The sequence below is a fragment of the Nitratireductor aquibiodomus NL21 = JCM 21793 genome, assembly GCF_000615975.1.
Taxonomy (GTDB): domain Bacteria; phylum Pseudomonadota; class Alphaproteobacteria; order Rhizobiales; family Rhizobiaceae; genus Nitratireductor; species Nitratireductor aquibiodomus.
In genome coordinates, this window is the sequence record NZ_BAMP01000002.1 from 13,745 (window position 1) to 38,321 (window position 24,577).

At 62.5% G+C, this 24,577-nt stretch carries 23 protein-coding genes and 2 pseudogenes; 16 read left to right on the forward strand and 9 right to left on the reverse strand.

Annotation, left to right across the window (positions count from 1 at the left end; translation table 11 throughout):
• The 5 genes from JCM21793_RS00735 to JCM21793_RS00755 form a co-directional block, all read right to left on the reverse strand.
• The gene (locus JCM21793_RS00735; RefSeq protein WP_025029149.1) at positions 1-1,011 is read right to left on the reverse strand and encodes a MotA/TolQ/ExbB proton channel family protein; all 1,011 of its coding nucleotides are present in this window, start codon (positions 1,009-1,011) and stop codon (positions 1-3) included.
• A 247-nt stretch (positions 1,012-1,258) separates the two neighbouring features.
• The gene (locus tag JCM21793_RS00740) at positions 1,259-2,062 is read right to left on the reverse strand and encodes an inositol monophosphatase family protein (protein WP_007007083.1); all 804 of its coding nucleotides are present in this window, start codon (positions 2,060-2,062) and stop codon (positions 1,259-1,261) included.
• 51 nt (positions 2,063-2,113) lie between these two features.
• Positions 2,114-2,677: an elongation factor P gene (efp, locus tag JCM21793_RS00745; RefSeq protein WP_007007082.1), complete on the reverse strand. Its 564-nt coding sequence runs from the start codon at positions 2,675-2,677 to the stop codon at positions 2,114-2,116.
• A gap of 110 nt (positions 2,678-2,787) precedes the next feature.
• Complete coding sequence (locus JCM21793_RS00750; protein ID WP_025029150.1) at positions 2,788-3,825, reverse strand: tetratricopeptide repeat protein; 1,038 nt, start codon at positions 3,823-3,825, stop codon at positions 2,788-2,790.
• 2 nt (positions 3,826-3,827) lie between these two features.
• The gene (locus tag JCM21793_RS00755; RefSeq protein ID WP_025029151.1) at positions 3,828-4,475 is read right to left on the reverse strand and encodes a thiamine phosphate synthase; all 648 of its coding nucleotides are present in this window, start codon (positions 4,473-4,475) and stop codon (positions 3,828-3,830) included.
• A 246-nt stretch (positions 4,476-4,721) separates the two neighbouring features.
• Between JCM21793_RS00755 and JCM21793_RS00760 the strand changes: the two genes are divergently transcribed.
• The 3 genes from JCM21793_RS00760 (at position 4,722) to rcdA (ending at position 8,071) form a co-directional block, all read left to right on the forward strand.
• Positions 4,722-5,495 (forward strand): sulfite exporter TauE/SafE family protein, encoded by a 774-nt coding sequence (locus JCM21793_RS00760; protein ID WP_007007079.1) that lies wholly within the window; start codon positions 4,722-4,724, stop codon positions 5,493-5,495.
• Between the two features lie 45 nt (positions 5,496-5,540).
• Positions 5,541-7,193, forward strand: a complete 1,653-nt coding sequence (locus JCM21793_RS00765; RefSeq protein WP_036539251.1) for an acyl-CoA synthetase — start codon at positions 5,541-5,543, stop codon at positions 7,191-7,193.
• Positions 7,194-7,537: 344 nt separating this feature from the next.
• Positions 7,538-8,071 (forward strand): protease adaptor protein RcdA, encoded by a 534-nt coding sequence (gene rcdA, locus JCM21793_RS00770; RefSeq protein WP_007007077.1) that lies wholly within the window; start codon positions 7,538-7,540, stop codon positions 8,069-8,071.
• Here rcdA and JCM21793_RS00775 read toward each other — a convergent pair.
• Positions 8,037-8,888: a sulfite exporter TauE/SafE family protein gene (locus JCM21793_RS00775; protein ID WP_244439605.1), complete on the reverse strand. Its 852-nt coding sequence runs from the start codon at positions 8,886-8,888 to the stop codon at positions 8,037-8,039. The two genes, rcdA and JCM21793_RS00775, sit on opposite strands and share 35 nt — an antisense overlap.
• A gap of 28 nt (positions 8,889-8,916) precedes the next feature.
• Between JCM21793_RS00775 and ruvC the strand changes: the two genes are divergently transcribed.
• The 9 genes and pseudogenes from ruvC (at position 8,917) to pal (ending at position 16,208) form a co-directional block, all read left to right on the forward strand.
• Complete coding sequence (ruvC, locus tag JCM21793_RS00780; protein ID WP_007007075.1) at positions 8,917-9,432, forward strand: crossover junction endodeoxyribonuclease RuvC; 516 nt, start codon at positions 8,917-8,919, stop codon at positions 9,430-9,432.
• Positions 9,429-10,048: pseudogene (gene ruvA / locus JCM21793_RS23395) on the forward strand (Holliday junction branch migration protein RuvA). The gene ruvC and the pseudogene ruvA overlap by 4 nt, the downstream one beginning before the upstream one ends.
• Positions 10,049-10,103: 55 nt before the next feature.
• Positions 10,104-11,150, forward strand: a complete 1,047-nt coding sequence (gene ruvB / locus JCM21793_RS00790; protein ID WP_007007073.1) for a Holliday junction branch migration DNA helicase RuvB — start codon at positions 10,104-10,106, stop codon at positions 11,148-11,150.
• A complete protein-coding gene (gene ybgC, locus JCM21793_RS00795; RefSeq protein ID WP_007007072.1) occupies positions 11,147-11,614 on the forward strand; it encodes a tol-pal system-associated acyl-CoA thioesterase in 468 nt (155 codons plus the stop codon). Before ruvB ends, ybgC begins: the two co-directional genes overlap by 4 nt.
• A 282-nt stretch (positions 11,615-11,896) precedes the next feature.
• The gene (gene tolQ, locus JCM21793_RS00800) at positions 11,897-12,610 is read left to right on the forward strand and encodes a protein TolQ (protein ID WP_007007071.1); all 714 of its coding nucleotides are present in this window, start codon (positions 11,897-11,899) and stop codon (positions 12,608-12,610) included.
• A 9-nt stretch (positions 12,611-12,619) separates the two neighbouring features.
• The gene (gene tolR / locus JCM21793_RS00805; RefSeq protein ID WP_007007070.1) at positions 12,620-13,075 is read left to right on the forward strand and encodes a protein TolR; all 456 of its coding nucleotides are present in this window, start codon (positions 12,620-12,622) and stop codon (positions 13,073-13,075) included.
• 4 nt (positions 13,076-13,079) lie between these two features.
• Positions 13,080-14,144 carry a cell envelope integrity protein TolA gene (gene tolA / locus JCM21793_RS00810; protein WP_025029154.1) on the forward strand — a complete coding sequence of 355 codons (1,065 nt, stop codon included), beginning with the start codon at positions 13,080-13,082 and terminating at the stop codon, positions 14,142-14,144.
• A gap of 70 nt (positions 14,145-14,214) precedes the next feature.
• Positions 14,215-15,522, forward strand: coding sequence for a Tol-Pal system beta propeller repeat protein TolB (tolB, locus tag JCM21793_RS00815; protein ID WP_244423305.1), 1,308 nt, complete (start codon positions 14,215-14,217; stop codon positions 15,520-15,522).
• A gap of 182 nt (positions 15,523-15,704) precedes the next feature.
• Positions 15,705-16,208 carry a peptidoglycan-associated lipoprotein Pal gene (gene pal / locus JCM21793_RS00820; RefSeq protein ID WP_007007067.1) on the forward strand — a complete coding sequence of 168 codons (504 nt, stop codon included), beginning with the start codon at positions 15,705-15,707 and terminating at the stop codon, positions 16,206-16,208.
• A 75-nt stretch (positions 16,209-16,283) separates the two neighbouring features.
• On the opposite strand, the gene rpe is transcribed toward pal, so the two are convergent.
• From rpe to JCM21793_RS00835, 3 genes are all read right to left on the reverse strand, one after another.
• Positions 16,284-16,955, reverse strand: coding sequence for a ribulose-phosphate 3-epimerase (rpe, locus tag JCM21793_RS00825; protein ID WP_007007066.1), 672 nt, complete (start codon positions 16,953-16,955; stop codon positions 16,284-16,286).
• A gap of 65 nt (positions 16,956-17,020) precedes the next feature.
• The gene (gene hutC, locus JCM21793_RS00830; protein WP_007007065.1) at positions 17,021-17,719 is read right to left on the reverse strand and encodes a histidine utilization transcriptional repressor HutC; all 699 of its coding nucleotides are present in this window, start codon (positions 17,717-17,719) and stop codon (positions 17,021-17,023) included.
• Positions 17,716-19,086, reverse strand: coding sequence for a formimidoylglutamate deiminase (locus JCM21793_RS00835; RefSeq protein WP_025029155.1), 1,371 nt, complete (start codon positions 19,084-19,086; stop codon positions 17,716-17,718). Before JCM21793_RS00835 ends, hutC begins: the two co-directional genes overlap by 4 nt.
• 121 nt (positions 19,087-19,207) lie before the next feature.
• On the opposite strand from JCM21793_RS00835, the gene hutI reads away from it, so the two are divergent.
• The 4 genes and pseudogenes from hutI to hutU all read left to right on the forward strand — a co-directional run bounded on the left by hutI (position 19,208) and on the right by hutU (position 24,552).
• On the forward strand, positions 19,208-20,416 hold the full coding sequence (gene hutI, locus JCM21793_RS00840) for an imidazolonepropionase (protein WP_025029156.1): 1,209 nt from the start codon (positions 19,208-19,210) through the stop codon (positions 20,414-20,416).
• Positions 20,413-21,953: pseudogene (hutH, locus tag JCM21793_RS23400) on the forward strand (histidine ammonia-lyase). Before hutI ends, hutH begins: the two are co-directional and overlap by 4 nt.
• A gap of 188 nt (positions 21,954-22,141) precedes the next feature.
• On the forward strand, positions 22,142-22,876 hold the full coding sequence (hutG, locus tag JCM21793_RS00850) for an N-formylglutamate deformylase (protein ID WP_244439606.1): 735 nt from the start codon (positions 22,142-22,144) through the stop codon (positions 22,874-22,876).
• Positions 22,877-22,878: 2 nt separating this feature from the next.
• Positions 22,879-24,552 carry a urocanate hydratase gene (hutU, locus tag JCM21793_RS00855; RefSeq protein ID WP_025029158.1) on the forward strand — a complete coding sequence of 558 codons (1,674 nt, stop codon included), beginning with the start codon at positions 22,879-22,881 and terminating at the stop codon, positions 24,550-24,552.
• The last annotated feature ends 25 nt before the right edge of the window (positions 24,553-24,577 follow it).

Consider the following 24,577-nt stretch of genomic DNA (forward strand, 5'->3'; position numbering starts at 1 on the left):
TCAGCCTTCCCGCTTTTTCAGTGCAGCAGACAGTTTTTCGAGCGTGGCACGCATGGCTTTCTGTTCATCGGCCTGGGCTTCCACCCAGTCGCGCATCATCTGCTGTTCCTGGCGCATGTTCTTGACGAGGCCGGATATGCCTTCGGCGAGGTTGGCCATGGAGGCGGTCAGGCGGGGGCTGGACGTGCCTTCTTCCTGGGCTGCGCGCAGCTTGTCGGCAAGCTGCTGCATCTCCTCGGAAGCGCCGTTGCGGCCTTCGGAAAGATCCGAACCCAGATCCGTGACGGAGGAGAGCCAGTTTTCAAGCTCTGTGTAAAACCGGTTCTGGGCCCGGCCAGCCTGCAGGTCGAGAAAGCCCAGGATCAGTGAGCCGGAGAGGCCGAAGAGTGAGGAGGAGAAGGCCGTTCCCATGCCTTCCAGCGGCGCGGAAAGGCCGGATTTCAAAGCATCCAGAACGTCGTTGGCATTGCCGGAGGCGGGGTCCAGGGACTGGATGGTGTCGCCGATGGAGCCGATGGTCTGCAAAAGACCCCAGAAGGTGCCGAGCAGGCCGAGAAAGACCAAAAGGCCGATCAGGTAGCGCGAGATGTCGCGGCTTTCATCAAGGCGTGTTGCGATGGAATCGAGAATGGAACGCATGGAGCTGGTCGACAGCGCCATGGAGGAGGCTCGGCTCAAAAGCGCTTTCATCGGTGCGAGCAGAACGGGATCGGATGCTTCCGAACCCGCACGGAAGGAGTTGACCCACCGCACTTCCCGAAACAGGCGCGTGACCTGCATGAAGGCAAGCAGAATGCCGATCAGGAGAACACCGAGGATCAGGCCGTTCAGGCCGGGGTTGGTCTGAAAGGCGGAAGCGATCTGCCGGTAGAGAATGGCGGCCACGAAGCCTGCTATCGCCAGAAAAACCAGCATGGAATAGAGGAAGACCTGCGGGCTCGAGAGCGTGTGCGGGTCGTAATCGAGCCCAACGGATGGTTCGGCGTCCTCACGCGATTTCAGCAAGGCCATCAGCTCCTCGTATCCATTGCGGTGCAGAACCACTACTGATTCCTGTATCGCGCAGGATTCTAATCGCAAATATGACGAAATTGAAAGTCGCGCACAGCATCATGTGATGCCGGGATCAGCTATTGCCATCCTGAAGCCCGAGGAGTGACCGCAATGAGCCCGCCAAATCGCGCAGGCAGCGCCAGATGCCCTCGCTCTTCGGCACACTCAGGGTGAGGGCTGCGGATATGCCTGGTGGGTGTGTAGGTCAGCTCTTCTGGGGAGCGGGCCTGGCCAGGGTCTTGAGCAGGGCGCGGTGAATGGCTTCATTGCCGGCGACGATCTGGCCCGTGTCGAACATTTTGTCGCCGCCCTTTTTATCGCTGACAAACCCGCCGGCTTCGCGCACGAGGATGATGCCCGCTGCAATGTCCCAGGGGGAGAGCGTGTCTTCCCAGAAGCCGTCCATGCGCCCCGCGGCGACATAGGCGAGATCCAGCGCCGCCGAACCGAGCCGGCGGATGCCGGCCGTCTCGCCCATGACGTTGCGCAGGTCGAGAAGGGCGGTGCCATGATGGCCGCGTCCCAGATGCGGGATGCCCGTGCCGACAACCGCGTCGGACAGCCTGCTGCGGGCCGCAACGCGTAGGCGGCGGTCGTTCAGGAAAGCGCCACCACCGCGTTCGGCAGTGTAAAGCTCGTCCATCGCAGGGTTGTAGATCACACCGGCGACGATCTGCCCCTGACGCTCCAGGGCAATCGAGATCGAGAAGATCGGGATGCCGTGCAGGAAGTTCGTCGTGCCGTCGAGCGGATCGACAATCCAGCGGTGCTGCGGGTCGTCACCCTCGACCGTGCCGCTCTCCTCCATAAGGAAGGAATAGCCCGGACGGGCACGCGCCAGCTCGGCGTGGATGATTTCCTCGGCCTTGCGGTCGGCCTGGCTCACATAGTCACCGGGGCCTTTCAGCGAAACCTGCAGGTTCTGCACCTCGCCGAAATCGCGTGCGAGGGAGCGGCCTGCCTTCATGGCAGCCTGAACCATGACATTGATGATCGCCGAACGGGCCATGGGGGAAGAGCCTTTGTGACTTGAAGTTTCGGTAAGCGCGCCGGGCGGACGTTATTCGCCGCGGCGCAGATAGGTGATTTCGTTGGTGTCGACCACGATCTTCTCGCCGGCCTCGATGAAAGGCGGGACCATGACGCGCACGCCATTCTCAAGCACGGCCGGCTTGTAGGAGGAGGCTGCCGTCTGGCCTTTCACCACGGGATCCGCTTCAGCGATCGTGAGCGTGACCTGATCAGGCAGGGAAATGCCGATGGGCTTTTCTTCATAGAGTTCCACGGTCACGGTCATGCCATCCTGCAGGAACGCGGCGCGATCGCCGACGAAATCCTTCTGCAGTTCAAGCTGTTCGTAGGTTTCGGAATCCATGAACACCAGCGCATCTTCCTGTTCATAGAGGAAGCTGAAGTCCTTCTGCTCGAGGCGCACGCGCTCGACCGTCTCGGCCGCGCGGAAGCGCTCGTTGAGCTTGGTGCCGTCGATCAGGTTCTTCAGCTCGACCTGGTTGTATGCGCCGCCCTTGCCGGGTTTCACAGCGTTGGTCTTAACTGCAACCCAGAGGCCGCCATTGTGCTCAATGACGTTACCGGGGCGGATTTCGTTGCCGTTGATTTTCATGTGATCGTCCTGCGGGTCTCAAGCGCGCAGTCACGCGCAATTCGGCGCTTCCAAGACCATAAAACGGGGTTCAAGGCAAGCCGCGCGCCGGATTGTGATCCAGGAAAATCTCAGCGAAGCCGATTTGCGCGCTGGATCGCATCTTTCATTTCTTCCGGCGTGAGGCCGGCAAGGAAATCCTCGTTCTCGGGGTCAATGAGGCCAGCCCGGCGGGCGGAGACATACCAGGCCGCGCCCTCGATGACGTTTGCCTCAACCCCGACACCGGCACGGTAGAGCTTGGCAAGCCGGTTTTGTGCCGCGACATTGCCGCCTTCAGCCGCGCGCTTGAGCCAGCCGAAGCCGGCCTGCGTGTTGCGCGCGCCGCCGCGCCCTTCCACCAGCCAGGTGCCGAGGTCCAGCTGCGCGGTGTCGAAGTTCTGCATTGCCGATCTCTCGAGCCAGCTCCGGGCGACTTTGTCATCTGCCTGCCGGCCGCCAAAGCCGTTGGCGTAAACTTGGGCCATGGCGTATTGCGCGTCGGCGAGACCGGCGTTGGCAGCCTTTTCGTAATAGCTCACCGCACGTTTCTGGCTTTCGAAGCTGGATTGCCGGTCGAGGATCATCTGGGCGAGATTGAACTGGGCGAGCCGGTTGCCCTTGTCCGCCGCAATCTGCATGAGCTCGAACGCCCGGTCCGTATCCTTTTCAACGAAGTTTCCGTCGAGCAGCATAAGCGCATACTGGAACTGGGCTTCAGGAACGCCCTGCTGTGCGGCTTTCGAATACCATTCTGCCGCTTTGGTGGCGCTGCGGGGCATGCCGAGGCCGCGCGCATAGATTTCGGCCACAAGGGTTTGCGCGGCTGCGTCGCCGGCTTCCGCACGCGGCAGCGCGAGATTGTGCGCGGTGATGTAGTAGCCGCGCTGGAATGCACCATAGGCGGCGTCCGGCAGTTTGCCGAAACGATCCGGGTCCACCTGGTCGACCGTGGGGGCTGAAAGAGGACGGTCGCCCGGCGGTTGCAGGCGATCGGACATGCGCTCGCTTGCCTGAGGGGCGCCGGAGCCTGCCGTTTCCGGCTCGACATTGCCGGCAGCGCGCGCGTTTCCCGCAAGCCCGCAAAATGCGGCGGCAAGGAGCAAGGCGGGAAGGAAACGTGGGCGCATGATCAGGCTCCCTCAACTTGCTGTGCGGCCCTGTCGAGGATGGAATTGGCTTCTGCCACCGCTGCCGCGGGATCGGTCTCATCGGCAAACACCGCGGCGCAGAGCGCGGTGAAATCCGAACCGCTTGCCGAGACCGGCTCGACAGAGGCAATGGTGTTGCCGCCCATCACGATGCAGGGAATTTCCACCATCTCGGACCACCAGGTGCCGAGGGTCAGATTGCGGGGATGAGGTTCGGGCTTGTTATCGTAGCCAAAGCGGCCGAAGAACAGATAGTCGGGCTGCAACTCTCCGTATTGAAGGGCGTCGTCGCGGGTTTTCATGCCGCCGACCCCGATCATCATCCGGTCCTGATATTTCTCGATCACGTCGGCGAGCTCTTCGAGCGACCCCTCGACATGAATGCCGTCGGCCTTGACGCGGGCGGCGATGCGCGGCGCGCCGGCGATCATCACCGCGACATTGCGGGCCTGTGCAATGGGGGTGAGGCGCTCGGCGCGGGCCTGGAAACTGACTTCATCCTGTCCGTAATCGGGGATGATCAGCGAGGCGACGTCTCCCCCTGAGAGTGCGGCCTCCAGATGCGCTTCGTCATTGGCAGCCGTTTCGGGCGGCGGTGCGATCAATACGAGGCGGCAGCGATTGGTCATTTGGCAACTCCTCAAGCCTGTTCGTGATTTGCCCGCGTGGCGAAAAGGCTCCGTCTCACTGTCGTACGCAGGTCCGCGCTAAACCGGTCTGAACCGTTTCTTGCCCGTCAATTTGGTTTGAATGCGGCATAGACGACGAGCGGGGTGAACGACAAGGAAAATTGAAGCACTTCCGGTGACTCTCGCCAAATCCGGGCAGGGGGGCTATGAGAGTCGGGCCCGACATTCGGGGCGCAGACGAGTTTCATGAACGCACTTCTTTCCGATCCGGCATTCTATTTCGCAGCGGTTCCCGCCGTCATTCTCGTGGGGCTTTCAAAGGGCGGTTTCGGCGGGGCCATGGCCCTGCTTGGCGTGCCAATGCTTTCGCTTGTCGTCTCGCCGGTGCAGGCCGCGGCCATCCTGCTGCCGATCCTGATCGTCATGGATGTGGTTTCGCTGTGGGCCTGGCGCGGGTTCATGGATCGCAGAACGCTCTCGATCATGCTGCCCGGTGCGTTCTTGGGTATTGCCATCGGGTGGGCGACCGCGGCGGTTGTGACGGAAGGGCATGTGCGCCTGATTGTCGGCTTCGTTACACTCGCCTTTTTCCTGCGGTGGGTTTTCGAGAAGGTGGCAGGGCGTGCGCACATCGCCAACCAGAGCCGTTCACGCGGTACGTTCTGGGGTGGCGTGGCGGGTTTCACCAGTTTTGTTGCCCACGCGGGCGGGCCGCCCTATCAGGTCTATGCGCTGCCGCTCGGGCACGATCCGCGCGTCTACACGGGGACGAGCGTTGTGTTCTTCGCCATCGTAAACGCGGTGAAGCTCATTCCCTATTTCGCGCTCGGTCAGTTCGACCGCTCGAACCTGACGGCGTCGCTGATCCTGATCCCGCTCGCGCCGCTTGCCACCCTTGCCGGCGTGTGGGTGGTCAAACGCATGAAGCCGGCTGTGTTCTATCCCTTCATGTATGTGATGGTGCTGATCGTTTCCCTGAAGCTCATCCATGACGGCCTGTCCGACCTAATGGGGTGGTGACGGCATCGGAAGCCTGTGCTTAATAAGCAAAAACACTGCGGGAGGATGTTTGTGACCGGGAACGCTTTTGATCGGGATCTCGACAGGAATCCCGCTAACTTTCAGCCTTTGACACCACTTGTGCTTCTGGAACGCGCCGCAAAAGTCTTTCCCAACGAGGTGGCGATCATCCATGGCGGCCAGCGGGTGACCTACGCGACGTTCTGGGAGCGTTCGCTGAAGCTGGCCTCAGCGCTTGCCCGCCATGGTATCGGCAAGGGCGACACGGTTTCCGTCATGCTGTCCAACACGCCGCCCATGCTGGAGGCGCATCACGGTGTGCCGATGACGAAGGCGGTGCTGCATTCGCTCAACACGCGGCTGGATGCGGCGATCATCGCCTTTCAGCTCGACCATGCGGAGAGCAGGGTGGTCATCGTCGACCGGGAGTTCTCCGATGTGATGAAGGAGGCGCTGGCGCTGGCGCAGGGCAAGCCGCTGGTGATCGACTATGACGATCCCGAATTTGGCGGGGATGCACCCTATCCGAAGGGTGAGCGCATCGGCAGTGTGGACTATGAAGCGTTCGTGGCATCGGGGGATGCCGGCTTCACCTGGTCCATGCCGGATGACGAATGGGACGCGATTGCGCTGAATTATACCTCGGGCACGACCGGCAACCCAAAGGGCGTTGTCTATCACCATCGCGGGGCCGCGCTCATGGCCTATGCCAACACGGTGCATGCCGGGCTCTCGCGGGGGGCGGTCTATCTGTGGACCCTGCCGATGTTCCACTGCAATGGCTGGTGCTTTCCGTGGACGCTGGCGCTGACGGCGGGCACTCATGTGTGCCTGCGCTGGGTACGGGCAAAGCCCATGTATGACGCAATCGCGGAGCATGGCGTAACGCATCTGTGCGGTGCACCGGTGGTGATGTCGGCACTGCTCAACGCTCCTGAGGCCGAGAAGCGGGATTTTTCGCACACGGTGACCTTCAACACGGCGGCGGCACCGCCGCCCGAGAGCGTGCTTTCGGCCATGGCCGAGGCGGGGTTCACGGTGACCCATCTCTACGGGCTGACGGAAACCTATGGGCCTGCGGTGGTGAACGAGTGGAAAGGCGAGTGGGACGCGCTCGACGGAGCGGGGCAGGCGGCGCGCAAGGCGCGGCAGGGCGTGCGCTATGCGGCGCTCGAGGGGCTGACTGTGATGGACCCGGAAACGATGACCGAGACGCCGCCCGATGGCGAGACCATCGGCGAGGTGATGTTTCGCGGCAACATCGTCATGAAGGGGTATCTCAAGAACAGAAAAGCGACGGACGAGGCGTTTGCCGGGGGCTGGTTCCATTCGGGCGATCTCGGCGTGATGCATCCGGATGGTTATATCCAGCTCAAGGACCGATCCAAGGACATCATCATCTCCGGCGGCGAGAACATCTCCTCGATCGAGGTGGAGGATGCGCTCTATCGGCATCCTGCCATCGCGGCATGCGGGGTGGTGGCCAAAGCGGATGAAAAATGGGGCGAGACGCCGGTGGCCTTCGTGGAGCTGAAACCGGGGCGGGACGCCAGCGCGGAGGAGATCATCGCGCACTGCCGGTCGCTTCTGGCGCATTTCAAATGTCCGAAAACGGTGGTTTTCTCCGAAATTCCCAAGACGTCCACGGGAAAAATCCAGAAGTTTCGTCTGCGGGAGCAGGCCCGGGAATTGTCCTGAACCGGGCAGTGTCGATCTGCATTCGATTCAAGAATTGGCGGGACTGTTAACCGTCCATTAAGCTTTACATGCGTTTACTGTGTGTATCCAGTGATCTGGATTCTTACCGAGTGGCTGGAGCCATTCTGTTTGACGCCTCCCTGTTTAAACTCCTGAGAGCCGCCTTTGCGGCTCTTTTTTTGTCCAAATTGAGTATTAACCCTTTGTTAAGGAAGAACTTGCCAACAGCTGTGCACAAGCCCATTCTTGAGTGACGTGCCGGCATTGAGAGTCAGGCGCACTTGTGATTGAACGCATCAACCGGCGGTGGCCGGAAAAATTGTATCTGGTGGGGCGTAGGCACAATGATTGACAACGGGAACGGTCGCGCGACCACGATCAAGCTGGCCGAGCATCGCGTGTTCTCGGATTCGTTCAAACCCCTTTACAATCAGGGCATGAGCCTGGTCGAGGAGGCTGCGGAGTATCTCGACGGCGATGGGCGCGCGGAGGCAAAGCGCCTGACGCGCGCTGGAGCCGCGCTCTATGCGGCCGAATCCATGCGCCTGACGACACGCCTCATGCAGCTCGCATCCTGGCTGCTCCTTCAGCGCGCGGCCAACTCCGGCGAGATGACCCGTGAGCAGGTGGCGGCAGAGAAATCCAAGGTGCGTCTCGATACGCACTCACCACAAGAACAGGCACAGGGCTGGTCCGACCTTCCCGAGAAATTCCAGAGTCTCGTGGTGCGCTCGATGCGTCTTCAGGATCTGGTGCGGCGCATGGATGAAGAAATCTACGGTGGTGCCCCGGCGCGGGCGGAAGAAGCCGAGCTTTTCGGCAACAATCCAGTCTATGAGCAGATCACTCTCCTGAAAACAGCATTCGGCCACCGCTGAACAGCCAGTCGAACACGATCTCTGTGAGCGGCAGCGCAATCAGCGCCGAGGCGATGATGAGCGTGAAGGCGAGGCGGCGATAGGTCGTGTCGCTGGCGATGCCATAGAGCCTGCCGCCAACGAGCAGGCTGAGCATGTAGGGCGGGATCATCAGGAGCCCCAGCATGACGCGTGAATGCTCGAACAGGCCGGCCGCCCACAGATTGCCGGCGGAGAAGATCTCTGAAATCAGGAAAAGCGTCATCAGATTGGCGCGCACAACCGCGACCGGCAGCGTTGACGCCATCCAGTATATGATGACGGGCGGGCCGGGAATGGCGGCGATGCCTGACAGGGTTCCGGCAATGCTGCCAATGCCGAAAGAGAGGGGAAGGCTGCGCGGCCCGTGATAGCGCCAGCCGCTGCGCAGGGTAAGCGCGCAGGCAAGGATGATCACGCAGATGACCCAGCGCAACACGGTCTCGTCTCCGTTTTTCAGGATGTAGACGCCGAGCGGCACGAACAGCGCCAGGCCGGCAAGCACCGGCAGAACCTCGCGCCAGCGGGCAAGTTTTACGACGGGAAGCGCTACCGGCAGGGTGGGCAGCGAATCGATGATGACGAGCAGGACGACCGCCGTCACGGGGTCGTAGAGCGCTCCGGCGATCGGGGCGACGATCAGGCCGGTGCCGAAACCCGAAAGCCCGCGCACAACGCCAGCCGCCAGCACGGTGGCGATCAGAAGGGCGAGACTGAGGTCGAATTCGGGCAGACTTCCATCTCCTGAAAAGGGCGCTGGCGAGCCCGCTTCTTCGCTCGTGCTGCTTGTGCGTGGCAATGGGCCTGCCCACGGCTATGTTAGTGCCATGAACACACCGATTCGAATTCTCGGCATCGATCCCGGGCTCCGGCGCACAGGCTGGGCCATCATCGATGCGCAGGGCAACTCCCTGCGCTTTGTGGGTGCTGGCACCGTGACGTCCGACGGCAAGGCCGATCTGGCCTCCAGACTGTGCCAGCTGCATGACGGGCTCGATGCCATTCTGCATGACCATCGACCGGATGAAGCGGCGGTGGAGGCGACCTTCGTCAACAAGGATGCCTCGGCGACGCTGAAGCTCGGCCAGGCGCGGGGCATCGCCATGCTGGTGCCGGCGCGGGCCGGTCTTCCGGTGGCCGAATATGCGCCCAATGCGGTGAAGAAAACCGTGATCGGGGTCGGTCACGGCGACAAGAAACAGATTCACATGATGGTGAAGGTGCTGATGCCGAAGGCGCGGTTTGACACGGATGACGCGGCGGATGCGATCGCCATCGCCATCTGTCATGCCCATCACAGGCAATCCGCCACCTCCCGACTGGCCATGGAAGCACTGAAATGATCGGAAAACTGAAGGGCATCATCGACGAGATCGCCGAAGATCACTGCATCATCGATGTGGGGGGCGTCGGGTATGTCGCCTATTGTCCGGCGCGGACGCTGGCAGCACTCGACGGTGAGGGGACGGCTGTGACGCTGTTCATCGAGACCTATGTGCGCGAGGACATGATCCGGCTTTACGGCTTTCGCAGCGCGCTGGAGCGCGAATGGTTCCGCCTTTTGCAGAACAATGTGCAGGGCGTGGGGGCCAAGGTGGCGCTTTCAGTGCTTTCGACACTTTCGGCTTCGGAACTGGCCAATGCGATTGCGCTGAAGGATGCGGCGACCGTGGCGCGTGCGCCGGGCGTGGGCAAGAAGGTTGCCGAGCGCATCGTCACCGAACTGAAGAGCAAGGCGCCTGCCTATGCCGGAGAGGCAACCGGCACGATCGGCCTGAAGCAGGAACTGGGTGAGGGGGCTGCGCCGGCACCGGTGTCCGACGCGGTATCGGCGCTCTCAAATCTCGCTATTCGCGCGACGTGGCGGCGAATGCCGTCGCTGCCGCAATGAAGGCAGCGGGCGAGGGCGCGGATGCGGGCACGCTGATCAGGCTTGGCCTGAAGGAACTGGCGCGCTAGTCAGGGCCATGAGCGCGCTGTTTGCGCTGTATGATTGTGAAATGGAAGTCTGCGGATGACGGATGGCGACAGGCTGATTGCAGCCGACAAGCGCGGTGAGGACCTGGACTCGACGATGCGTCCGCAGTCGCTGGACGATTTCGTCGGGCAGAAAGCGGCGCGCGCCAATCTGAAAGTTTTCATTGAAGCTGCGCGTGGACGCGGCGAGGCGCTGGACCATGTGCTTTTTGTCGGGCCGCCCGGCCTTGGCAAGACCACGCTGGCGCAGATCATGGCGCGCGAGCTGGGGGTGAATTTCCGTTCCACCTCTGGCCCGGTGATCGCAAAGGCGGGTGATCTGGCGGCGCTTTTGACCAATCTCGAAGAGCGCGATGTGCTCTTCATCGATGAAATCCACCGGCTGAACCCGGCGGTGGAGGAAATTCTCTATCCAGCCATGGAGGATTTTCAGCTCGACCTGATCATCGGCGAGGGGCCGGCCGCGCGCTCGGTGAAGATCGATCTTGCCAAGTTCACGCTGGTGGCGGCGACGACGCGGCTTGGCCTTCTGACGACGCCGCTGCGCGACCGTTTCGGCATTCCCGTGCGGCTCGATTTCTACACGGTCGATGAACTGCAATCGATCGTTACGCGCGGTTCGCGCATTCTCGGGCTGCCGCTTGCGAATGACGGAGCGGAGGAAATCGCACGCCGGGCGCGGGGCACGCCACGCATTGCCGGGCGCCTTTTGCGCCGGGTGCGGGATTTCGCCACTGTGGCGGGCGCAAGCGAGGTGACGCGCAAGGTTGCCGACGAGGCGCTTTCGCGGCTTGAAGTGGATGCGCTTGGCCTCGATCAGCTCGACCGGCGCTACCTCACCATGATTGTGGAGAATTTCGGCGGCGGGCCGGTGGGCATCGAGACGATAGCGGCAGCACTTTCTGAACCGCGCGACGCCATCGAGGACATCATCGAGCCCTATCTGATCCAGCAGGGCTTCATCCAGCGCACCCCGCGCGGGCGCGTGCTCGCCGCCAGGGCATGGCGCCACATGGGGCTTCAGCCGCCGAAGGAATTGGCGGAAGCGCAGATCAGCCTGTTTCAGCAGGGGGATGGGGAATGAACGCCGGCTCGGGCGAAGACCTGACGGTCGGGCTTTCGGGTGAGCTGACCGATTTCGGGCATCGGCTCGTGGCGCGGGTCTATTTCGCAGATACGGATTTCACCGGCGTAGTCTATCACGCACGCTATCTGGAGTTTCTGGAGCGGGGACGCTCGGATTTCCTGCGGCTGGCCGGTGTGCATCATACCGAACTGGCCGATGGGAAGCATGGCGAGGTGCTTTCCTGGGTCGTACGGCGGATGGAGATCGATTTTCGCCAGCCCGCCCGTGTTGACGACATCGTGACGGTGGAGACACGCACCGAGGCAATCTCCGGCGCACGCATTCACATGGCGCAGCGGCTTCTGCGCGGCGAGAACGTGCTGGTGGAGGCAAAAGTCGAAGCGGCCATCATCGGCGCATCGGGACGACCGCGGCGGTTTCCGAAAGAGTGGATCGCGGCGTTCAAGCCGAAGGACAGGTGAAACACATTTCGTGATTGCAGGCGCTTTTGCACATCTCGTCCGCGGGATGCCTGCGCGCGAGAACATCTCCTAACGCTTAATTAACCATAACGGTTCATGAAGAAAACCATGAAATCCGTAGCGAATCCGTGCGCCTTCCTTTCACCAAATTTTACCGGATAAAGGGGCGTTGAAGCATCTCGCGGGGACGCCTCGGATCGGACGCAGGCAACGGCACGCAAGCAGGGGCGCGGCCGAGACCGAGATGTACGCCCCGCCCTGATCTTAAGAGGATGTTGATCCATGGAAAGTGTTACGCTCGCCGCACCGGGTGGGGAGTTGTCGATCTGGGCTTTGTTCTGGCAGGCAGGCTGGGTGGTCAAGCTGGTCATGATCGGCCTGCTTGTCGCATCGGTCTGGACCTGGGCGATCATCGTTGACAAGCTAATTGCCTATGCTCGCATGCGCACGGCCCTCAACCGCTTTGAAAAGACTTTCTGGTCGGGCCAGTCGCTTGAGGAACTCTACCGTGCGCTTTCGGACCGCAAGACCACCGGCATGGGCTCAATCTTCGTGGCCGCCATGCGCGAGTGGAAGAAGAGTTTTGAGAAAGGCGCGCGCTCGCCCATCGGCCTGCAGACGCGCATCGACAAGGCAATGGACCTGGCGCTCACGCGTGAGATGGAGCGGCTTGAGAGCCGGCTCGGCTTCCTTGCCTCCATCGGCTCGGCGGCCCCTTTCATCGGTCTGTTTGGCACGGTGGTCGGTATCATGACCTCATTCCAGGCGATTGCCGGTTCCAAGTCCACCAATCTGGCGGTTGTGGCACCAGGTATCGCCGAGGCTCTGCTGGCCACGGCCATAGGTCTTCTGGCCGCCATTCCCGCGGTTATCGCCTACAACAAGCTGTCATCCGACGCGGGCAAGCTCGCCGGACGGATGGAAGGCTTTGCGGACGAATTTTCGACCATTCTCTCGCGGCAGATCGACGAGAAGGTCGCCGCGAAGGCGGCTTAGGAGCGCACAATGGGTATGTCAGTCGGATCGGCGGGCGGAAGAAACGGACGGCGGCGTGGCCGCCGGGGCTCGCGCTCGGGTCTGATCTCCGAGATCAACGTGACGCCTTTCGTGGACGTGATGCTGGTGCTGCTCATCATCTTTATGGTGGCTGCACCGCTTCTGACGGTGGGCGTGCCGATCGATCTTCCGGAGACGCAGGCCAAGGCGCTGAACTCGGAGACACAGCCAATCACGGTTTCGGTCAACAATGAGGGCCAGATCTATCTGCAGGAGACAGAGGTGCCGATCGAAGAAGTGGTGCCGAAGCTGCAGGCGATTGCGCGCTCGGGCTATGACGAGCGCATCTATGTGCGCGGCGACCGCGCGGCCGACTACGGCACGGTGATGCGCGTGATGGCGCGCATCTCGGCTGCCGGATATCGCAATCTCGGCCTGGTCACGCTGCAGGAAGAAGGCAATTGACCAAATGAAGGCGGGTCTCGTTACATCGGTGACCATGCATGCGGCGCTGCTGGGTTTCGGCCTGTTCTCGCTGTCGGCGCCGCGCGCCTTTGAGGTGGCGGATGTCGAAGCGCTGCCCGTTGACATCATCCCGATCGAATCGATGACGCAGGTGCAGGAGGGCGACAAGAAGGCGGCGCTCTCCGAGAAACCGGCGCCGACACCGACCAAGCGTCCGGATCCGGTGGAGAACGCGCAGAACACGGGCGACAATGATGTCGACCTGAAAACGCCGCCGACACCCGAACCGCGCAACCGCGAGGTGGAGAAGACGGCGGAGCCGCCGCCTGCACCGAAACCGACGCCCAAGCCGGAACCGAAGCCCGAGCCGGAACAACAGCAGGCGGCAGCCGAACCGACGCCGGTGCCCGCGACGGAAGTGCGGCCGGAGCCTCAGCCCAAGCAGGAGGTGAAGCCGGACCCCGCTCCTGAAGAGACGGTGGTGGCGGAAGCACCTGAAGCGACCGAGAGCGTTGCGCTGCCAAACAGCGCGCCTGTGCCGCAGTCGCGGCCACAGCCGCCGAAGGCAAGCACGGCCAAGGCGCCTGAACGGAAGGATGCGGACAAGCCGGCACAGAAGACCGCTTCGAAGCCGAAATCGCAGAACTCCGACGAGCTGTTTGACGAGGTGGCAGCACTCCTGAACAAGGACAAGGCCTCCGGCGGGGGTGCGAAACGCTCTCAGGAACAGGCATCGCTTGGCGGCAGCCGCAGCACGCCGGGCGAGAAGCTTTCACAGAGTGAAATGGATGCGCTGCGTGGCCAGATCCAGCGCTGCTGGAACGTGCCCGCCGGCGCGCTGGATGCCGAGAACCTGAAAGTCTCCGTCCAGATGAGGCTCGACCCAAGCGGGAACATCGAGGGCAGCCCGCGCATTATTGCCGGCGGCAACGGCAACATGGTTGAACGCGCAGCCGCGGAATCCGCACGGCGCGCCGTTCTGCAGTGCGCGCCCTACAATCTGCCGGCAGCGAAATACGATACCTGGTCCGAAGTCATCGTCCACTTCGATCCAAGCGACATGTTTTAACCAGAGCACCATCCATAAGGCGATGGGGGCTTGAGCCTAACCAAAGCGGGAGAGGCAGGAGCAAATGCAGATGATCATGAGAGCGACCTTCCTGATTGCGACGCTGGTCGCCGGGCTTGGCGTTGCGGTGCTGCCGGCACGAGCAGTGGTCGAGATCGACATCAATAAGGGCGTGGTCGAGCCGCTGCCCATCGCCATCACGGAGTTTATCTCCGCCGATGGAAAAGGAGCGGAGATCGCCAGTGTCGTTGAAGCCGATCTGCGGCGATCGGGCCTGTTCGCGCCCATCGAGAAGGGAGCCTTCATCGAGAAGATCTCCAATCCGGATGCGGCACCGCGCTTTCAGGACTGGACGGTGATCAATGCGCAGGCGCTGGTCACCGGCAAGGTCTCCGAGACCCCCGACGGGCGGTTGCGGGCCGAATTCCGGCTTTGGGACACCTATGCGGGGCAGCAGCTTATCGGTGAGCAGTTCTTCACCAGCAAGGACAAATGGCGGCGCGTGGCCCACATCATCGCCGACGCCATCTATCAGCGCCTGACCGGTGAAACCGGGTATTTCGACACGCGGATCGTGTATGTCGACGAGTCGGGCCCGCGCAACAATCGCGTGAAGCGGCTTGCGATCATGGACCAGGACGGGGCGAACCAGCGCTTCCTGACCGACGGGCGCGCAATCGTCCTGACGCCGCGTTTTTCGCCGACGCGCCAGGAAATCACTTACATGTCCTATGAGGGCGGTCAGCCGCAGGTCTATCTTCTGCAGCTCGAGACCGGTCAGCGCGAGCTTGTCGGCAATTTCCCCGGCATGACCTTTGCGCCGCGCTTTTCGCCCAACGGTCAGCAGATCGTGATGAGCCTTCTGCGCGACGACGGCAATTCGAACATCTTTGCGATGGACCTGAGAAGCCGCAACACGACGCGCCTGACGACCTCCAATGCCATCGACACATCGCCTTCCTATTCGCCGGACGGCTCGCAGATCGTGTTCACTTCCGACCGTGGTGGGCGTGCGCAGATCTATGTGATGAGCGCCAGCGGCGGCGACCCGAAGCGTATCTCCTTCGGTGATGGCACCTATTCGACGCCGGTCTGGTCGCCGCGCGGCGACCTGATCGCCTTCACCAAGCAGACCCGCGGTGAGTTTCAGATCGGTGTCATGCGCACGGATGGCTCCGGCGAGCGTATTCTCTCGTCCGGCTTCCTGCAGGAGGGACCGACCTGGGCGCCGAACGGTCGCGTGGTCATGTTTTTCCGCCAGCCGGCTGGCTCGGCCGGGCCGCAGCTCTATTCGATCGATCTGACGGGCCGCAACGAGCAGAAAATTCCGACCGCGAACTATGGTTCGGACCCGGCCTGGTCGCCGCTGCTGGAATAGGACTGCGGCGGCTTCTGCCGGATTCGCCGCGTTTCCGCCGTATTTTAAGCTAGTTTGCGCGAAATAACGGTTCTGATTTGCACCGGTAGGGGTTTGTTAACCGCGTTTCTTGAGGGGTCCTTAACGGCAACGTGGTTACTGATCGTTGAACAAAATATCTCTAATCTGAAGGAGAGGTGGCAATGCTGTCGATTGCAGCTATCGCCAAAAACCCGGTTGGCATCGCCCTGGTGGCGGCCCTTGCCCTGGCCGGTTGTGCTAACAAACAGGTTCCCAACAATGCGGCTGATATCGGCCTTGGCGGTGCCGGTGGTCCTCCCGGATCGCAGCAGGAGTTCACCGTCAGCGTCGGTGACCGGATTTTCTTCGATCTCGATTCGTCGGTGATCCGCGCCGATGCGCAGCAGGTGCTGACGCGCCAGGCGCAGTGGCTGAACAAATACACCAGCTATTCGATCACCGTCGAAGGCCATGCGGACGAACGCGGCACCCGTGAGTACAACCTCGCGCTCGGTGCGCGCCGTGCGGCTTCTGCGCGCGACTTCCTGGTGGCACGCGGCGTTGCGGCCAACCGCATTCGCACCATCTCCTACGGCAAGGAGCGTCCGGTCGCGACCTGCGACGACATCTCCTGCTGGTCGCAGAACCGCCGTGCGGTCACGGTGCTGAACGGCGGCAGCAGCTAAGCGCTTACGCCTGAAACGACAAAAGCCGCGCCGGACCTTGTCCGCGCGGCTTTTTTGTTGCGACAGATCGGGCTGTCAGCCGTTGGCGGCGTCGCGGATCGCCGCGATGTTTTTCGCGTAGGCTTCTTCGCCTTCGCCCTTGAAGACGGCGGAGCCAGCGACCAGGACATTGGCGCCAGCGGCGGTCAACGCACCGGCATTGGCGGGCGAGACGCCGCCATCGATCTCGATATCAATGGGCCGGTCGCCGATCATAGCCTTGATGCGGCGCACCTTCTCGACCACGGATGGGATGAAGGCCTGTCCGCCGAAGCCTGGATTGACGGTCATCAGAAGCACGAGATCGAGCTCGTCGAGCACGTATTCGATGACGCTTTCAGGCGTGGACGGGTTGAGCGAAACGCCGGCCTTCCTGCCGAGGTTTCGGATCGTCTGAAGCGACCGGTGGAGATGCGGACCGGCTTCGGCGTGAACGGTGATGATGTCGCATCCGGCATCGGCGAAGGCGGCGAGATAGGGATCGGCCGGGGTGATCATCAGGTGGCAGTCGAACACCTTGTCGGTGCGGTCGCGGATTGCCTTGATAATGGGCGGGCCGAAGGTGATGTTGGGCACGAAATGGCCATCCATCACATCGAGGTGGATCCAGTCAGCGCCTGCTTTGGCGACGGTTTCGACTTCCTCGCCAAGGCGTGAGAAATCTGAAGCGAGAATGGAAGGGGCGATGAGCGTGTTGCGCGCGGTCATGGCGGTTTCCCGGAACGATGAGACTGGCCTGCCCTAACGCCTCCACCCCGGCTTGTCGAGGTGCCTCACAGATGTGTCACCATCCGATGCGAGGACGGGTGGACGAGGTGAGCAAGCGTGATCGGCTGACCCTTCATCCAGGTGATGCGCTCGCCGATGAAGACCGGATCGCCTTCGCGGACCTGCAGTAGCGAGGCTTCGTCGGCGCTGGCGGCACCGGCCATGAACGTAAACTCCGCGTTGGAGAACGGGGCGTGCCCGACGAGCCATTCGTTCGGACCCATCGATTTGAAGTCGGCCCTGCGCGCGTCGGGGACGGTGTTCAGGTTGATCCAGCGGTCTTCATACTGATACGGCACGCGGTCTGCCAGATGCAGGCAGCGCACATGCAGCATGCCCGATTTCGAGAGCAGGCTGAGACGCGCGCAGATGACTTCCGGCGCGTCGGTCTCCTCAGCACTCAGAAGGCGATACTGGTATTCGGAGCCCCGCCCTTCGATCTCCTGGCGGATGCGCGGAATGACGAAGCGGGCCTCACGCACGGGATGAAGCGCGACCCGTGTGCCGGCGCGGCGCTTGCGCTCGAGGATGCCGGCACGGGCCAACTCCTGCAGGGCACGGTTGACCGTGGCACGGGCAGCGCCGAACTCCTCCGCCAGCGCCTCCTCGCCGGGTATGAGCGTTCCCGGCAGCCAGATTCTCTCGGCGATACGGCGGGAGAGCTCGTCGCGGATGGTGCGGAATGAGGCGCGTTGGCTGGTCACAGATGCTCCACCAGTTTCCGGATCGTCTGCGCGTAGCGTGCAGCGATCGCTTCATGTTCGATATGACGGCCTTCGCGGACACAATGGCGTCCCGCAGACCAGACATCCTGTACGGCTCCATTGTCGCCGGTAAAGAGCCACGCGTCCAATGGACCATCGTCGTATGCTGCGCCTGCGAATTCAGTTTGGTCAATGGCGACCATATCGGCCCAGTGTCCGGGCTGGATCGCACCGGACCTGCGACCAAGCGCCTGTGCGCCACCGGCAAGGGCAGCGTCATAGAGCGTGCGCCCACAGGACTGACCGTGCGCAGCCAGAACAACGCGGGCAGTATCGCGCAGGCGCTGGGAATATTCGAGCTGACGCAACTCTTCTGCGACCGTGATGCGGATATTGGAATCGGAGCCGATGCCGAGCATGCCACCGGCACTCTGGTACTGTGGGCCGTTGAAAATGCCATCACCGAGATTGGCTTCGGTGACCGGGCAAAGGCCGGCAACGGCGCCGGTCTCGGCCAGATTGGCGGTTTCCTCTTCCGTCATGTGAGTGCAATGGATGAGACACCAGCGTTCGTCCACGCGGCAATTGTCGAGCAGCCATTCCACCGGGCGCCGGCCATAGGCTGCGCGCACTTCGTTGATCTCAGGCAACTGCTCGGCGATGTGCATGTGGAGCGGGGCCCGGGGGCGCATGGCCTGTGCTTCGCGGAGGTCATCGAGACTGACGGCGCGGAGAGAGTGCGGTGCGACACCCAGATGCGCGTCGGCAGACAGATTGGCCACGCATTCTTCGGCGCGCGAAAGCAACTTCTGGTATCGGTCGAGATCGTTGCCAAACCGCCTCTGACCGCCCTCAAGCGGGCGCTGGTCGACACCTCCATGGCGATAGAGGACGGGCAGGAGCGTGAGGCCGATGCCGGTCTGTTCCGCAGCGCCGGCGATGCGGGCGGACAATTCGCCGACATCGCCATAGGGGGCGCCGCCCGGCTGGTGGTGGACATAATGGAACTCGGCAACGGAGGCAAAGCCTGCTTCCTGCATTTCCATGAAGGCAAAGGCGGCGATGGCCTCGATGTCTTCCGGTGAAAGCAGGTCGAGAAAGCGGTACATGATTTCGCGCCATGTCCAGAAACTGTCGCGGCCGGCAGGCCCGCGCCGCTCCGCAAGGCCGGCCATGGCGCGCTGAAACGTGTGGCTGTGCAGATTGGACATGGCGGGCAGAAGGACGGGCACGCGTACCGTCCTGTCGTTCTCCGGCTGTGTGTTGGAGGCGACGCTGCCGATGCGGCCGGAATCGTCGAGCTTTACAAGCACATCTTTTTGCCAACCATCTGGCGTGAGGGCATTCTGCGCAAAAATGGCTTGCATGGAGTGCTGTTCCTGACTTAATTATGTATATACATATGTGAATAACACTAGACAAAAAAGTGCGGCTAGGCAATATGCCCTGCAAATATGTCCCGCAGGGGGGCGGAGGAAACTTCCTGTCATGAAGCAGAGTGTCATCAGCGGTGTCCGGTTGGCAAGCATGTGTGAGGGCGCTGTGCCCTATGGGCTGGTCGAGGAGGCCGGCATCGCCATTGAGAACGGCGAAATCGTCTGGTCGGGCATGCTGAGCGCCATTCCGGACACGTTTGCCGACTGGGAACGAACCGACTTTGGCGGTCGGCTCGCGACGCCGGCGCTGGTCGATTGCCACACGCATCTGGTGTTTGGCGGCAATCGCGCCAAGGAATTCGAGATGCGCCTTGAGGGCGCGAGCTATGAGGAGGTGGCGCGTGCGGGCGGGGGCATCGTTTCGACCGTTTCGGCAACGCGCGGCATGAACGAGGATGCGCTGGTCGAGGACGCACTGAAGCGCCTCGATGCGCTTCTTGCCGAGGGTGTGGCGACGGTGGAGGTCAAATCCGGCTATGGGCTGACCATTGACGATGAGCTGAAGATGCTGCGCGCCGCGCGGCGTCTGGCATCGCTGCGGCCGGTGCGGATCAAGACGAGCTATCTTGCGGCGCATGCGGTGCCGGTGGAATATCGCGGACGTGAAGACGCCTATATCGATGAGGTGGTGCTTCCGGGCATGGACGCTGCTCATGCCGAGGGGCTGGTTGATGCGGTTGACGGGTTCTGCGAAGGCATTGCCTTCTCGCCGGCGCAGATAGCGCGCGTGTTCGACAGGGCGCACGAACTCGGCCTGCCGGTGAAGCTGCATGCAGAGCAGCTTTCCAATCTGGGCGGGGCGAGGCTGGCGGCTTCCCATGGCGCGCTTTCGGCGGACCATCTCGAATATCTGGACGAGGAAGGCGTTGCAGCGATGGCTGCTTCAGGAACGGTGGCTGTTCTCCTGCCGGGTGCGTTCTACACGCTGCGCGAGACGCAGTATCCGCCGCTTGCGGAGCTGCGCAAACATGGCGTGCGCATTGCGGTTGCGACCGACTGCAATCCGGGTTCATCGCCGCTTGCCTCGCTCCTTCTGACCGTGAACATGGCCTGCACGCTCTTCCGCATGACGCCGGAAGAGGCGCTGGCCGGGGCAACGCGCGAAGGCGCGCGCGCGCTAGGGCTGGCCGACGAGATCGGCACCATCGAGGCCGGCAAGCGCGCCGAAATCGCCATCTGGGATGTGGAGCATCCCGCCGAGCTTGCCTATCGCATCGGCTTCAACCCGCTCCACCGCCGCATTGCAGGAGACTTCGCATGACGCTTGTTCTGACCCCCGGTGCGGTCACGATCCAGGATCTGGAGCGCATCTGGCGCGATGGCGTTGCCGTGCGCGTCGATCCGGCCTGTCATGCGGGCATCGAGGCGGCGGCTGCACGCATCGATCAGATCGCACGCGGCAATGAAGCGGTCTATGGCGTGAACACCGGCTTTGGAAAGCTCGCCAGTGTAAGCATCCCGCCACAGGATGTGGAGACGTTGCAGCGCAATCTCATCCTCTCGCATTGCTGTGGCGTTGGCGCGGCGCTGGATGAGGCCATCGTGCGGCTGATCATGTCGCTGAAACTGCTCTCGCTGGGGCGGGGCGCTTCCGGCGTGCGCATGGAAGTGGTTACGCTGATCGAGGAGATGCTGGCGCGGGGTGTCCTGCCGGTGATCCCCGAAAAGGCTCGGTCGGCGCGTCCGGCGATCTTGCGCCGCTTGCGCATATGGCGGCGGCCATGATGGGCGAGGGGGAAGCCTTCTTCGACGGTGAGCGGCTTTCCGGCGGCGAAGCGCTGCGCAGGGCGGGACTAACGCCAGTCGTGCTGAAAGCCAAGGAAGGGCTGGCGCTTATCAACGGCACGCAGGTTTCGACCGCGCTGGCGCTGACCGGGCTGTTCCGGGCGCATCGCGCGGCGCGCTCCGCACTTATAACCGGAGCGCTTTCGACCGATGCGGCGATGGGATCTTCCGCGCCATTTCATCCTGAAATTCATACCCTGCGCGGACATCAGGGGCAGATCGACACGGCTGCGGCGCTCTGGTCGCTGCTTGAGGGATCGCAAATCCGAGAGAGCCATCTGGAAGGCGATGAGCGAGTGCAGGACCCCTATTGCATCCGCTGCCAGCCGCAGGTGGACGGCGCGTGTCTCGACTTGCTGCGCCAGGCGGCGCGCACGCTGACAATCGAGGCCAACGCGGTGACCGACAATCCTTTGGTGCTGTCGGATGGGACCGTGGTTTCGGGCGGCAATTTCCACGCCGAGCCGGTGGCGCTTGCCGCCGACCAGATCGCGCTTGCCATCTGCGAGATCGGCGCGATTGCGCAGCGACGCATAGCGCTTCTGGTCGATCCGGCGCTTTCGTTCGGCCTGCCGGCGTTTCTTGCGAAAAAGCCGGGGCTGAACTCGGGGCTGATGATCGCCGAAGTGACTTCGGCGGCGCTGATGAGCGAAAACAAGCAGATGTCGCATCCCGCTTCCGTCGATTCGACGCCGACTTCCGCCAATCAGGAGGATCATGTGTCCATGGCCTGCCATGGCGCGCGGCGGCTGGTTCCGATGACGGAAAATCTCTTCGGCATTATCGGCATCGAGGCGGTTACGGCGGCGCAGGGCGTGGATTTTCGCAGCCCCTTGAAGACGAGCGCCGCGCTTTCCAGGGCGCATGCGGCGATCCGGCGTGCGGTGCCGGATCTGGAGGAGGACCGTTATCTGGCGCCCGATCTGGAAAATGCCATCGAACTGGTGCGCTCTGGCGAGCTGAACGCCAGCATTCCCGATAACATTCTGCCTGAGTTGAGGAGTGAGCCTTGATGGTGGATATGGATTCTACTGCGATGGCGCACGCCCCTCATCCGCCTGCCGGCACCTTCTCCCCGCTCGCGGGAGAAGGACGAGGGCCGCGATGTTGACGCCGACGCTGGAGATTTGCGAATGAACCCCGTTGATGTGCATCAGGCTCCTCGCCCGTCATTCTTGGATTGCCGCATACGGGCACGTTCGTGCCGGATGCGATCAAGGCGCGGCTGAACGATCAGGGCCGGCTTTTGACCGATACGGACTGGCATGTGCATCGGCTCTATGAAGGCCTGCTCGATGGTGCGACCACGGTGCGGGCGACGTTTCACCGCTATGTGGTTGACGCCAACCGCGATCCTTCCGGCGAAAGCCTTTATCCGGGGCAGAACACCACCAGCCTCGTGCCGCTGACGGACTTCGACAATCGGCCGATCTGGCGCGAGGGGGAAGAGCCGACGGCTGAGGATGTTGCCAAGCGGCTTGAAGCGTTTCATGCGCCCTATCATGCCGCGCTTGAGACCGAGATCGCGCGGGTGAAGGCGCTGCACGGGGTGGCGATTCTCTATGATTGCCATTCGATCCGCTCGCATTGCCCGTTTCTGTTCGAGGGGCAGCTTCCGGATTTCAACATCGGCACCAATCGCGGAGAGACCTGCGCGGCGGAAATCGAGCGGGCGACGGCGGAGACTTGTGCTGCGGCGGACGGCTACACGAGCGTGCTCAATGGTCGTTTCGTCGGTGGCTGGACCACTCGGCACTACGGCAAACCGGAACGCGGTGAACATGCGATCCAGATGGAACTGGCGCAGATCACGCATCTGACGGGCGAGGCCGTGCCGTTCGACTATGACGAAGACAGGGCGGCGCGCCTGCGGCCGCATCTCAAAGCCATTCTGACGCGTCTTGCAGAGATCGCGCCATCCTTGAAAGGGAAATGAACATGACCAATCCGCGTCACAACATTCGCGAGGTGAGGGCGCCGCGCGGGAGCGAACTCAACGCCAAGGGCTGGATGACCGAAGCGCCGCTCAGGATGCTGATGAACAATCTCGATCCGGACGTTGCGGAAAACCCGAACGAGCTGGTCGTCTATGGCGGCATCGGCCGGGCCGCGCGGACGTGGGACGATTTCGACCGCATTGCCGCGACGCTGAAGACACTTGAGGAAGACGAGACGCTGCTCGTTCAGTCGGGCAAGCCGGTGGGCGTGTTCCGCACCCACAAGGATGCGCCGCGCGTTCTGATCGCCAATTCCAATCTGGTGCCGCACTGGGCCAATTGGGACCACTTCAACGAACTCGATAAGAAGGGTCTGATGATGTACGGCCAGATGACGGCCGGCTCGTGGATCTATATCGGCTCGCAGGGCATCGTGCAGGGCACCTACGAGACCTTCGTGGAGGCTGGCCGGCAGCATTATGGCGGCGATCTCAAAGGCAAGTGGATCCTGACTGCGGGGCTTGGCGGCATGGGCGGCGCGCAGCCGCTGGCAGCGGTGATGGCGGGCGCGTGCTGTCTCGCCATCGAGTGCGACGAGACCCGCATCGATTTCCGCATCCGCACCCGCTATGTGGACGAGAAGGCGACCACGCTGGACGAGGCGCTGGAGATGATCGACCGCTGGACCAAGGCGGGCGAGGCGAAGTCCGTCGGCCTTGTGGGCAATGCGGCGGAGATCGTGCCGGAACTTGTGCGGCGCGGCGTGAAGCCGGACATGGTGACGGACCAGACTTCTGCGCACGATCCGGTGAACGGCTATCTGCCCAAGGGCTGGACCGTGGCCGAGTGGCGCGAGAAGCGTGAGAGCGATCCGAAGGCGGTGGAGAAAGCGGCGCGCGCCTCGATGCGTGAGCATGCGGAGGCGATGGTCGCCTTCTGGAATGCGGGCATTCCGACGCTCGACTATGGCAACAACATTCGCCAGGTGGCGCTGGAAGAGGGGCTTGAGAACGCCTTTGCCTTCCCCGGTTTCGTTCCGGCCTATATCCGCCCGCTGTTCTGCCGCGGTGTGGGGCCTTTCCGCTGGGCGGCGCTTTCGGGCGATCCGGAGGATATTTACCGCACGGACGAGAAGGTGAAGGAGCTTTTGCCCGACAATGAGCATCTGCATCGCTGGCTCGACATGGCGCGCGACCGCATCGCGTTTCAGGGTCTGCCGGCGCGTATCTGCTGGGTCGGTCTCGGCGACCGGCACCGGCTTGGCCTCGCCTTCAACGAGATGGTCGCGAAGGGTGAACTGAAAGCGCCGGTTGTGATCGGACGGGATCATCTGGATTCGGGCTCGGTGGCTTCGCCTAATCGCGAGACGGAGGCCATGAAGGATGGTTCGGATGCGGTTTCCGACTGGCCGCTGCTTAACGCGCTTTTGAATTGCGCTTCGGGGGCGACCTGGGTTTCGCTGCATCATGGCGGCGGCGTGGGCATGGGCTTCTCGCAGCATTCGGGCATGGTAATCTGTGCCGATGGCACGGAAGACGCGGCGCGGCGCCTTGAGCGCGTGCTGTGGAACGATCCGGCGACCGGCGTGATGCGTCACGCCGATGCGGGCTATGACATCGCGCGCGACTGGGCGCAGGAAAAGGGCTTGCGGCTGCCGGGAATTCTTGGAAATTAATAGCTCAACAATTCAGAGGGGTTTT